The 9,937-nt window shown below is 72.4% G+C and carries 9 protein-coding genes; 6 read left to right on the top strand and 3 right to left on the bottom strand.

Features of this window, described 5'->3' with window-relative positions; translation table 11 throughout:
• Positions 1-237 precede the first annotated feature (237 nt).
• Positions 238-660 carry an SRPBCC family protein gene (locus DI005_RS07920; protein ID WP_113641651.1) on the top strand — a complete coding sequence of 141 codons (423 nt, stop codon included), beginning with the start codon at positions 238-240 and terminating at the stop codon, positions 658-660.
• 130 nt (positions 661-790) lie between these two features.
• Here DI005_RS07920 and DI005_RS07915 read toward each other — a convergent pair whose 3' ends face one another.
• Positions 791-1,219 carry a PaaI family thioesterase gene (locus DI005_RS07915; RefSeq protein WP_113641650.1) on the bottom strand — a complete coding sequence of 143 codons (429 nt, stop codon included), beginning with the start codon at positions 1,217-1,219 and terminating at the stop codon, positions 791-793.
• A 65-nt stretch (positions 1,220-1,284) separates the two neighbouring features.
• On the opposite strand from DI005_RS07915, the gene DI005_RS07910 reads away from it, so the two are divergent.
• Both DI005_RS07910 and DI005_RS07905 read left to right on the top strand, forming a co-directional pair.
• A complete protein-coding gene (locus DI005_RS07910; protein WP_112271704.1) occupies positions 1,285-1,935 on the top strand; it encodes a helix-turn-helix domain-containing protein in 651 nt (216 codons plus the stop codon).
• 61 nt (positions 1,936-1,996) lie between these two features.
• Positions 1,997-2,380, top strand: coding sequence for a hypothetical protein (locus tag DI005_RS07905; protein WP_112271706.1), 384 nt, complete (start codon positions 1,997-1,999; stop codon positions 2,378-2,380).
• Here the strand turns inward: DI005_RS07905 and DI005_RS07900 are convergent.
• Both DI005_RS07900 and cobN read right to left on the bottom strand, forming a co-directional pair.
• Positions 2,361-2,939 carry a pyridoxamine 5'-phosphate oxidase family protein gene (locus DI005_RS07900; RefSeq protein WP_113641649.1) on the bottom strand — a complete coding sequence of 193 codons (579 nt, stop codon included), beginning with the start codon at positions 2,937-2,939 and terminating at the stop codon, positions 2,361-2,363. The genes DI005_RS07905 and DI005_RS07900 overlap by 20 nt on opposite strands.
• A 3-nt stretch (positions 2,940-2,942) precedes the next feature.
• A complete protein-coding gene (gene cobN, locus DI005_RS07895) occupies positions 2,943-6,506 on the bottom strand; it encodes a cobaltochelatase subunit CobN (protein WP_112271710.1) in 3,564 nt (1,187 codons plus the stop codon).
• A 113-nt stretch (positions 6,507-6,619) separates the two neighbouring features.
• On the opposite strand from cobN, the gene DI005_RS07890 reads away from it, so the two are divergent.
• Genes DI005_RS07890 through DI005_RS07880 form a run of 3 tightly spaced genes read left to right on the top strand, consistent with a single transcriptional unit; the run spans position 6,620 to position 9,878 of the window.
• The gene (locus DI005_RS07890) at positions 6,620-7,738 is read left to right on the top strand and encodes a precorrin-3B synthase (RefSeq protein WP_113641648.1); all 1,119 of its coding nucleotides are present in this window, start codon (positions 6,620-6,622) and stop codon (positions 7,736-7,738) included.
• A complete protein-coding gene (locus DI005_RS07885) occupies positions 7,735-8,361 on the top strand; it encodes a precorrin-8X methylmutase (protein WP_113641647.1) in 627 nt (208 codons plus the stop codon). Before DI005_RS07890 ends, DI005_RS07885 begins: the two co-directional genes overlap by 4 nt.
• Positions 8,358-9,878, top strand: coding sequence for a precorrin-2 C(20)-methyltransferase (locus tag DI005_RS07880; protein WP_112271716.1), 1,521 nt, complete (start codon positions 8,358-8,360; stop codon positions 9,876-9,878). The genes DI005_RS07885 and DI005_RS07880 overlap by 4 nt, the downstream gene beginning before the upstream one ends.
• Positions 9,879-9,937 lie beyond the last annotated feature (59 nt).

Raw genomic sequence — 9,937 nt, 5'->3', positions numbered from 1 at the left:
GCCCGCGAGTCCCCCCGCTCGGGCCCGCGAGTCCCCCCGCTCGGGCCCGCGAGTCCCCCCGCTCGGGCCCGCGAGTTGCCCGCTCGGGCCCGCGAGTTGCCCGCTCGGGCCCGCGAGTTGCCCGCTCGGGCCCGCGAGTTGCCCGCTCGGGCCCGCGAGTTGCCCGCTCCGGCCCGCGAGTCCCCCGCTCAGGACAGGACGGTTTACGCCACGCGCGCCCCGCCGCTAGATTGCGCCATGCGATTCGAGGTCGTACGGCACATCGACGCGACGCCGGACGTGGTGTGGGCCGCGCTCGTGGACGTGGAGCGCTGGCCGGAGTGGACCGACTCGGTCACCTCGGTGCGACGGCTCGGCACCGGCCCGCTCCAGGTGGGCAGCGAGGCGCGCGTGAAGCAGCCGAGGCTCGCCGCGCAGGTCTGGCGGGTCACCGAGCTGACCGAGCGCCGGAGCTTCACGTGGGAGGCGCGAGGTCCGGGGCTCACGACGATCGGCGGACACGTCCTGGCCGAGGACGCGAACGGAGCGGTGACGGCGACCCTTTCGCTGGAGCAGCGCGGCCCGCTCGCGCCGGTTCTCGGTTTCGCGCTCGGCGGCATGGTGCGCCGCTACGTGACCATGGAGGCCGACGGCCTCAAGCGCGTCTCCGAACGCCCCTGACCGCGCGAGTCGTACGTTCCCGACCCCGAGTCGTGCGCTCAAGACCGCGAGTTCTGCATTCCCGACCGCGAGTCGTGCGCTCAAGACCGCGAGTTCTGCATTCCCGACCGCGAGTCGTGCACTCCGGGCGTCAGCGAGCCGCGAGGATGGCACACGTCGTGGTGGCGTGCGCGTACAGCTTCCCGTCGTCGACGCCCTCCAGCCGGGCCTCCGCGGTGCCGATGGTGCGTCCGACGTGCACCGCGGTGGCCGTCGCGCGCAGCGTGCCGGTCGCGGCCGTCGCCCGGCGCAGCAGGTTGACGTTCAGCTGCACGGTGGTGTAGGTCGTGCCCTCCGGCAGTTTCGACATCACGGCGCACGCCAGCGCGGAGTCGAGCAGCGTCGCGAAGTAGCCGCCGTGCACCGTCCGGGCCGGGTTGTAGAGGTGCTCGCCCGTACCGCCCTCGAACACCGCCCAGCCGTCGCCGACGTCGACGAGCCGGAAGCCGAGAGTCTTGCCGATCCCCGCCGGTGGGAGGTCGCCGCGCAGCAGTGCGCGCAGGGTTTCCAGGCCGGTCATACGAGTCACCGTATTCCGCCCGTTCGGCGGGACAAGTACAAAATCCGTACCCCTAGGCTCGGGCGATGGGCGGTTACGGGCAGTTCTGCGCGGTCGCGAGGGCGCTGGAGATCCTTGGTGAGCGGTGGACGTTGCTGATCGTGCGGGAGCTCCTGCTCGGCGAACGACAGTTCAACGACATCCGGCGCGGCATCCCGCGCATCTCCAAGACGATGCTCTCGGCCAGGCTGAAAACGCTGGAGAAGCACGACATCGTGTACCGCGAGGACGGCGGCTACCGGCTCACCGACGCGGGCAAGGACCTCGCGGTCGTCGTGCGGGAGCTCGGCGGGTGGGCCATGCGCTGGAACCGCAGGGAACTCGGCCCCGACGACCTCGACGCGAGCGCGCTCGTGTGGGACATCCGGCGCCGCATCGTCCCGGAAGCCCTTCCACCGCAACGAACCGTGGTGCAGCTGCGCTTCCGCGAGCCGAAGCCCGCCGTGTTCTACCTGTACGTGCGCCGCCCAACGGTGACGCTGTGTCCCGACGACATCGGCCTTCCGGTCGCGCTCACGGTGGACGCCGACCTCGACGCGCTGACCCGCTACTGGATCGGCGACCTCGGCTGGGCGCAGGTGGTGCGCTCGGGTGCGGTTGAGCTGACCGGGCCGAGCGTCCTGCGCCGGGCGTTCCCGACTTGGTTTTCCGGCTACGTCCTTCGCGACGCGTCCTGAATTGTCGGTGGCTCCTGTTAGACATTTCGGGACGGAGAAGTCATGGGGGAAGGAGCCCGCGATGGTCAAGGTCCTGGTCGCGACGTCGGAGACCCAGGGGCTGCGTGCCAGCGACTACCACTGGTGTGTCGAAGGAGAGCTGGTGTGGATCGCGCCGATCTGCGGCAAGGACAGGGAAGATCCGGACGGCGGCTGCGGTTGCGCGCGCGGTTTCGCCGGGCTCAGCTCGCACCGCGCCACCACCACGGCGATGGTGCGCACGCTGGCGCTGGACCGGGACGACTACGTCGAGGCGATCCGGTCCAGTTTGGACTCACAAGGCTACGACACGATGCTCTCGCCGGAGATCGCCGACGCGCTGCTGGAGCTGATCAGCGATCTGCCCGACGGCGCGGTGGTGGAGCACCGCGCCGAGTACGTGCAGGTCAGGGAGCGGGCGCCTTGACCTGGTCCGTACCGGCGAGCGCCGGAAGGCCGTCGATGCTGTGCGTGTTCTTCTCGGCCCAGTAGGCGGTGAGGTCGTCGTCGGTGCGCCGCGCGTGCCTGCGCAGCAACAGATCCCGGTCGCCGGTGTACTCCATGAGCGGAACGGAGAAGCCGCACGAGTCGCTCACGCGCTCCACGGCCACGTCGATGATCGAGCGAGCGCCGTGTTCCTGCTCGGGCGCGAAGTGTGAGAGCAGCTCCGGGTACTCCGGGCTGCTCTGCGGCACGACGCGGCCGTGACCGTGCAGGCGCACGATGTTCGGCGGACCGCTGAACGCGCAGAACATCAGCACGACGCGGCCGTTCTCGCGCAGGTGGGCGATGGTCTCGGCGCCGCTGCCGGTGTAGTCGAGGTAGGCCACTCGGTGCTCGCCGAGCACCGCGAACGTGCCGGCCATGCCCTTGGGCGACACGTTCACGTGCCCGTCCACCGACGTCGGCGCCGTCCCCACGAAGAACACGGGCTGGGCGAGAAGGAACTCGCGGAGCCTGTCGTCGATGGCCTCGTGCACCTTCATCCGTCAGCTTCCTTCCAGATCCCCCTCGACTCGGAGGTACACCTCACGCATCTTTTCCAGCAGCTCCGGATCGGGCTGCTCCCACAGTCCGCGGTCCGCGGCCTCGTTCAGGCGCTCGATGATCCCGCGCAGCGCCCACGGGTTCGCCTGCGCCAGGAACTCCTGATTCTCCTTGTCGAGGACGTAGGACTCCGAGAGCTTCTCGTACATCCAGTCGTCGACCACGCCTGCCGTGGCGTCGAAGCCGAACAGGTAGTCGACGGTGGCGGCGAGCTCGAACGCGCCCTTGTAGCCGTGCCTGCGCATGGCCGCGAGCCAGCGTGGGTTCACCACGCGGGCGCGGAACACGCGCGCGGTCTCCTCGCCGAGCGAGCGCGTGCGCACGGCGTCCGGCGTGGTGCTGTCGCCGACGTACGACGCCGGCGCGGTACCCGTCAGCGCGCGGACGGTGGCGATCATGCCGCCGTGGTACTGGAAGTAGTCGTCGGAGTCGGCGATGTCGTGCTCGCGGGTGTCGGTGTTCTTGGCCGCCACCACGATGCGCTTGTACGAGCTCTCCATGTCCTCGCGCGCGGGTGCGCCGTCGAGGTCGCGGCCGTAGGCGTAGCCGCCCCAGACGGCGTAGACCTCGGCGAGGTCGGAGTCGTCGCGCCAGTTGCCGGAGTCCATCAGCGGCAGCAGGCCCGCGCCGTAGGTGCCGGGTTTGGAGCCGAAGATGCGGGTGGTGGCGCGGCGTTCGTCGCCGTGCGCGGCGAGGTCGGCCCGCACGTGGGCGCGCACGAAGTTCTGCGCGTCGGGCTCGTCCAGCCCGGCGACGAGCCGGACCGCGTCGTCGAGCAGGTCGATCACATGCGGGAACGCGTCGCGGAAGAAGCCGCTGATGCGCACGGTCACGTCCACGCGCGGCCTGCCCAGCTCGGCGAGCGGGATCGGCTCGATGCCGGTGACGCGGCGCGACGCCTCGTCCCACACCGGCTGCACGCCGAGCAGCGCGAGCACCTCGGCGGCGTCGTCGCCGGACGTGCGCATCGCCGACGTGCCCCACACCGAGAGGCCCACCGAGCGCGGCCAGTCGCCCGTGTCCTCGCGGTAGCGGCGCAGCAGCGACTCCGCGAGCGCCTGCCCGGTCTCCCAGGCGAGCCTGCTCGGGATCGCCTTCGGGTCGACGGTGTAGAAGTTGCGGCCGGTCGGCAGCACGTTCACCAGCCCGCGCAGCGGCGACCCGCTCGGGCCCGCCGGGATGTAGCCGCCGTCGAGCGCGTGCAGTACCGCGTCGATCTCGCCGTCGGTGCCGGCGAGCCTCGGCACGACCTCCGTCGCGGCGAAGCGGAGCACGTCCGCGGCGGCGGGCGTCTCGGCGCACACGGTGTCCACGGCGTCGACCGCCCAGCCGCGCTCCTCCATGGCCTCCACGAGCGCGCGGGCGGTCTGTTCCACGGCGTCCACTTCGGACAGCGGCGCGTCCTCGGCGAGTCCGAGTGCGCTGCGCAGGCCAGGCACCGCGCCCCGCTTGCCGCCCCACATCTGCTGCGCCCGCAGCATCGCCAGGACGAGGTTCACGCGCGCCTCGCCCGTCGGCGCCTCGCCGAGGATGTGCAGGCCGTCGCGGATCTGCGCGTCCTTGACCTCGCACAGCCAGCCGTCGATGTGCAGCAGGAAGTCGTCGAACTCCGCGTCGTGCGGCCGTTCCTCCACGCCGAGGTCGTGGTCGAGTTTCGCGGCCTGGATGAGCGTCCAGATCTGCTGGCGGATCGCGGGCAGCTTCGCCGGGTCCATCGCCGCGATGTTGGCGTGCTCGTCGAGCAGCTGCTCCAGCCGCGCCATGTCGCCGTAGCTCTCGGCGCGTGCCATCGGCGGGATCAGATGGTCGACGATCGTGGCGTGGGCGCGGCGCTTGGCCTGCGCGCCCTCACCGGGGTCGTTGATGAGGAACGGGTAGATCAGCGGCAGGTTGCCCAGCACGGCGTCTGGTGCGCACGACGCCGAGAGGCCGGCCGTCTTGCCCGGCAGCCATTCGAGCGAGCCGTGCTTGCCGAGGTGCACCACGGCGTGCGCGCCGAACTCCTCCTCCAGCCAGCGGTATGCCGCGAGGTAATGGTGGCTCGGCGGCAGGTCCGGGTTGTGGTAGATCGCCACCGGGTTCTCGCCGAACCCGCGCGGCGGCTGGATCATCAGCAGCACGTTGCCGGCCTGCAGCGACGCGAGCACGATGTCCCCGTCGTCCACGTACAGCTCGCCCGGCGGCGGGCCCCAGTGCTCGGTCATGTCCGCGCGCAGCTCCTCCGGCAGCGCGTCGAACCACTCCCGGTACCGCGCGGCCGGCACGCGGATCGGGTTGCCCGCGAGCTGCTCCTCGGTGAGCCACTCCGGGTCCTGGCCGCCCGCGGCGATCAGCGCGTGGATGAGTGCGTCGCCGTCCGGCTGGTCGGTGCCGGTGGACACCACGCCGGGGAACGCGTCCTCCCCGAGGTCGTAGCCCTGCTCCCGCATCCGGCGCAACAGCTTCACGGCCGAGGCAGGGGTGTCCAGGCCCACGGCGTTGCCGACGCGCGAGTGCTTGGTCGGGTACGCCGAGAGCACCACGGCGATCCGGCGCTGCTCCGGCGGGGTGTGGCGCAGGCGCGCGTGCGCGAGCGCGATGCGGGCGACCCGCGACGCGCGCTCGGCATCGGGCACGTAGCGCGGCAGACCGTCGGCGTCGAGCTCCTTGAACGAGAACGGCACCGTGATGAGCCTGCCGTCGAACTCCGGCACGGCCATCTGGTTGCCCGCGTCCAGCGGGGAAAGGCCCTCGTCGTTGGCCTCCCACGCCTCGCGGTCGCTGGTGAGGCACAGCGCCTGCAACGTCGGCACGTCGAGCGCGGCCAGCTCTGCCACGTCCCACGACTCGTCGTCGCCGCCCGCCCCGGCCTCCGCGGGACGCGTCCCACCCGCGGCGAGCACCGTCACCAGCAGGGCGTCGGCCTTGCGCAGCTCGGCCATCATCTCCGGCTCGCGCGAGCGCAGCGACGCGCAGTAGATCGGCAGCGCCCGGCCGCCGGCGGCCTCGACCTGCTCGGCGAGCGCTTCGACGAACGCCGTGTTGCCGGCGAGGTGGTGGGCCCGGTAGTAGAGGATCGCCACCACGGGGCCGTCGTTCTCCGGGCGTTCCAGCACTCCCCACGACGGCTGCTCGGCGGGCGGCTCGAAGCCCTCGCCGGAGAGCAGCAGCGTGTCGGAGAGGAAGCGGTGCAACTGCGTGAGGTTCGCGGGCCCGCCGTGGGCGAGGTAGGCGTGTGCCTCGGTCGCGATGCCCGCGGGAGTGGTCGACAGCGACATCAGCTCGGCGTCTGGCGTCTGCTCACCGCCGAGCACCACCACGTGGGCGCCGCTCTCGCGGACGGTGCGCAGCCCCTCTGCCCAGGTGCGCTCGGTGCCGAGGATGCGCACCACGACGATCGGCGCGCCGTCCAGCAGTGCGGGCAGTTCGGCGAGGTCGAGGCGTGCGGGGTTGGCGAGCCGGTAGTCGGCGCCGCTCGCTCGCGCGCTCAGCAGGTCGGTGTCCGACGTGGACAGCAGCAAGATCACAGGTGGCCTCCTCGAATTCCCACCCTGGAGTGCCTGAGGCGGCGGCGTCAAGGTGATCTCGAGCGAGACGCAGTGCACACCGGTCACGCCCCGGCACCTTTTACAGTGGGTCGGTGCCCGCCCCGACGAGACTCCGCGCCGACGCCTGTCCCGGTGTCTTCGCGACGCACGCCGCCGCCGACGGCACGCTCGCGCGGATCCGCCTGCCCGGCGGCGCGCTGAGCAGCGCGCAAGCGTTTGTCCTCGCCGAGGCCGCCGAGGAGCTGGGCGACGGGTCGGTACACCTCACGTCGAGGGCCAACCTGCAGCTGCGGGCGGTGCGCGACGCGGACGAGCTGGTCAGGCGGCTGTCGGAGGCCGGTCTGCTGCCCGCGCCGAGCCACGAGCGGGTGCGAAACATCCTCTCCTCGCCGCTGTCCGGTAGGCACGGCGGGCTCACCGATGTCCGGCCGCTGGTCACCGCGCTCGACCACGCCCTGTGTTCCGTCCCCGAGCTGGCCGGCCTGCCCGGCCGGTTCCTGTTCGCGCTCGACGACGGGCGCGGCGACGTGGCCGGTGAGGGCGCCGACGTGTGCTGGCAGGCGCTGCCCGGAGGGGAGGGCGCGTTGCTGCTCGACGGTGCGGACACCGGTGTGCGCGTAAGCGCACGCGAGGCCGTGCCGGTGCTGGTGGAGCTGGCGGAGGTGTTCGCCCGCGTGCGCGGCTCCGCGTGGCGGGTGCACGAGGTCGACCCGGGGCCTCTGGTGGACGCCGCGCTGCGCCGGGGCCGCCGGGTGCCTCCCGCCGCGCTGCCGCGCACCGGCCCGGTGCCGGTCGGGAGGCTCGCCGACGGCGTCGTCGTGGCGGCTCCGCGGTTCGGTGAGCTGCCTGCCGGAGCGCTGCGCCCGCTCGGTGACCTCGTGGTCACGCCGTGGCGCACGCTCGTGCTGTCGCGGCCACCCGATGGGCTCGTCACCGACCCCGCCGAGCCCGGCCTCGGCGTCAGCGCGTGCATCGGACGGCCCGGCTGCGCCAAGTCCCGCGCCGATGTGCGCGCCGACGCCCGCGCCGTGCTGTCCGCGCTGACGCTGCCTTCCCCCGGGGTGCGCGCGCACCTCTCCGGGTGCGAACGCCGCTGCGGCAAGCCTCGCGGCGCCCACCTCGACGTCGTCGCCACCGGCGAGGGCTACCTCGTCGACGGAACACCGGTCTCCACTGCCCGGCTCGCGGAGGAAATGGAAGGACGCCAGTGATCGACTACATCCGGGACGGGGCGGAGATCTACCGCCACTCGTTCGCCACGATCCGTGACGAGGCGGATCTCGCGATCCTGCCCGACGACATCGCCGGCGTCGCCGTGCGGATGATCCACTCGTGCGGGATGGTCGATCTCGTCGACGACCTCGCCTACACGCTCGAGGTCGTGGAGGCGGGAAGGGCCGCGCTCGAGGCGGGCGCGCCGATCCTGTGCGACGCGAGAATGATCGCCAGCGGGGTCACGCGCAAACGGTTGCCCGCGAACAACGAGGTGCTGTGCACGCTCTCCGACGAGCGCGTGCCCGGCCTCGCCGAGCGCCTCGGCACCACTCGCTCCGCCGCCGCGCTTGAGCTGTGGCGCGACCGGCTGCCAGGCGCCGTCGTGGCGATCGGCAACGCCCCCACGGCGTTGTTCCGCCTGCTTGAGCTGCTGGAGGAGGGCGTCGGCGCCCCTGCCGCGATCATCGGCGTGCCCGTTGGCTTCGTCGGTGCCGTCGAGTCCAAGGAGCTGCTGATCGAGCGGGCACCGGCGCCGTACCTGGTGGTGCGCGGCCGTCGCGGCGGCAGCGCGCTCGCCGTCGGCGCAGTCAACGCGATCGCCTCGAAGGAGGAGGTGTGAGCACCGGCGTGCTGTACGGCGTCGGGCTCGGTCCCGGCGACCCCGAGCTGCTGACCGTCCGTGCCGCGCGGCTCATCGGCGAGGCCGACGTGATCGCCTACCACTGCGCGCGCCACGGCCGCAGCATCGCGCGCTCGGTGGCCGAGCCGTATCTGCGCGAAGGCCAGCTCGAAGAGAAGCTCGTGTACCCGGTGACCACGGAGACCACCAATCACCCCGGCGGCTACGAGGGGGCTATCGCCGAGTTCTACGAGCTGTCCGCGAAGCGCCTCGCCGAGCACCTCGACGCCGGGCGCGGCGTGGTGGTGCTGTGCGAGGGAGACCCGTTCTTCTACGGCTCCTACATGTACATGCACGAGCGTCTCGCCGACCGCTACGAGGCACACGTCGTGCCGGGGGTGACGTCGGTGAGCGCGGCGTCGGCGGTGCTGGGCAGGCCCCTCGTACAGCGCGACGAGGTGCTCACGCTGCTGCCGGGCACGCTGCCGGCGCCGGAACTGGCCCGCAGGCTCGCCGACACGGAGTCCGCGGCGGTGCTCAAGCTCGGCCGCACCTTCGGTTCCGTTCGCGACGCGCTGGCCGAGTCGGGCAGGCTCGACGAGGCGTTCTACGTCGAGCGCGCGACATGGCAGGCGCAGCGCGTTGAGCCGTTCGCCGAGGTGGACCCCGAGACCGTGCCGTACTTCTCGCTCGCCGTCGTGCCGAGCCCCGCCTACGCCTCCCGCAAGTCGGGCGAGCCGGGCCCGGAGGAGTCCGCCCGCGCTCGGGAGAGCGGTGGCGAGGTCACGGTGGTCGGGCTCGGTCCGGCGGGTCCGGAATGGCTCACGCCGGAGGCCGAGCAGGCGCTGGCGGAGGCCGAGCACCTCGTGGGCTACGGCCCGTATCTGGCGAAGGTGCCGCAGCGGGCTGGCCAGCGCAGGCACGCGTCCGGTAACCGGGTCGAGGCCGAGCGGGCCGTCGAGGCGCTGGAACTGGCCGCAGGCGGTGCGCGGGTCGCCGTGGTCTCCTCTGGCGACCCCGGGGTGTTCGCGATGGCCTCCGCCGTACTGGAGCAGGCCGAGCAGCCGGCGTGGGCGGGCGTGTCGGTGCGCGTGCTGCCAGGGCTGACGGCGGCACAGGCGGCGGCGTCGCGAGTGGGTGCCCCGCTCGGGCACGACTACTGCGTGCTGTCGCTTTCCGACCGGCTCAAGCCGTGGGAGGTCATCGAGCGCAGGCTCGACGCGGCCGGCGCGGCCGACCTCGTCGTGGCGATCTACAACCCCGCCTCGCGCAGCCGGACGACCCAGCTCGGGGTCGCCAGGGACGTGCTGCTGCGGCACCGCGCGCCGGAGACTCCCGTCGTGATCGCGCGCGACGTCGGCGGCCCGGAGGAGTCCGTGCGCGTGGACACCCTCGGTGGATTCGATCCGGCGACCGTGGACATGCGCTGCCTGCTCATCGTCGGCTCCTCCCGCACGAGGGTCCGTGAACAACCCGGCGGAACCCCCGTCGTCTGGACCCCCCGCAGCTACGCCTGAACTGCCCCCAAGGCCACCTTAGGTGCGTTGAGCGCAACAAAGGTGGCCTTGGGGGCCGC

The organism is Prauserella sp. PE36 (genome assembly GCF_003311655.1).
In the GTDB taxonomy this organism is placed as follows: Bacteria; Actinomycetota; Actinomycetes; order Mycobacteriales; family Pseudonocardiaceae; genus Prauserella_A; species Prauserella_A endophytica.
Note: the sequence above shows the minus strand (reverse complement) of the source record. Positions and strands in the feature narration are given on the sequence as shown.

Excerpts from the sequence above, each read along its gene's own strand:
- DI005_RS07900 (WP_113641649.1), bottom strand. The coding sequence starts at position 2,939 with ATGAAGGTGCACGAGGCCATCGACGACAGGCTCCGCGAGTTCCTTCTC.
- DI005_RS07910 (WP_112271704.1), top strand. The coding sequence starts at position 1,285 with ATGGGCGGTTACGGGCAGTTCTGCGCGGTCGCGAGGGCGCTGGAGATC.
- DI005_RS07915 (WP_113641650.1), bottom strand. The coding sequence starts at position 1,219 with ATGACCGGCCTGGAAACCCTGCGCGCACTGCTGCGCGGCGACCTCCCA.
- DI005_RS07905 (WP_112271706.1), top strand. The coding sequence starts at position 1,997 with ATGGTCAAGGTCCTGGTCGCGACGTCGGAGACCCAGGGGCTGCGTGCC.
- DI005_RS07920 (WP_113641651.1), top strand. The coding sequence starts at position 238 with ATGCGATTCGAGGTCGTACGGCACATCGACGCGACGCCGGACGTGGTG.